The following is a 318-nucleotide window of genomic DNA, read 5'->3' as shown; positions in this document are numbered from 1 at the left end:
AAGGTCTGATTTAGGCAGGAATAAACCTTAATCGAGAAGTCGATATCTTAGAAGAGCGTCTGGAAAAACTTAAAATTGAAGGCTCTTTAGAGCAGCCAACATCAGAACATGTGCCCTCTCCTTCTCCAAGAAGATCTCAGACAGCACAGCCTCAAAAGAAGCCATTCAGAACAATGATGAATCCTTATATGCGAGGGGATTGGAGGTAATTTGTGGGTGAAACTTTAGAACCAATTAACAGCAAAATTGAGAGACTTGAAAACTTAAAAAGGCGGCGTGAACAAATTGAAGAAGCTCTTTATTCGGGCGCACAATCGG

Annotated in this window: 1 pseudogene; it reads left to right on the top strand. The window is 41.2% G+C overall.

Going from position 1 to position 318, the window contains the following annotated elements:
- Positions 1–209, top strand: a pseudogene (locus tag ACFIJ8_RS08490) (phage terminase large subunit family protein); the annotation flags it as partial.
- Positions 210–318 lie beyond the last annotated feature (109 nt).

Origin of the sequence: Bartonella sp. MF74HXZ, assembly GCF_042194445.1 — a bacterium.
GTDB classification, from domain to species: Bacteria; Pseudomonadota; Alphaproteobacteria; order Rhizobiales; family Rhizobiaceae; genus Bartonella; species Bartonella grahamii.
Note: the sequence above shows the minus strand (reverse complement) of the source record. Positions and strands in the feature narration are given on the sequence as shown.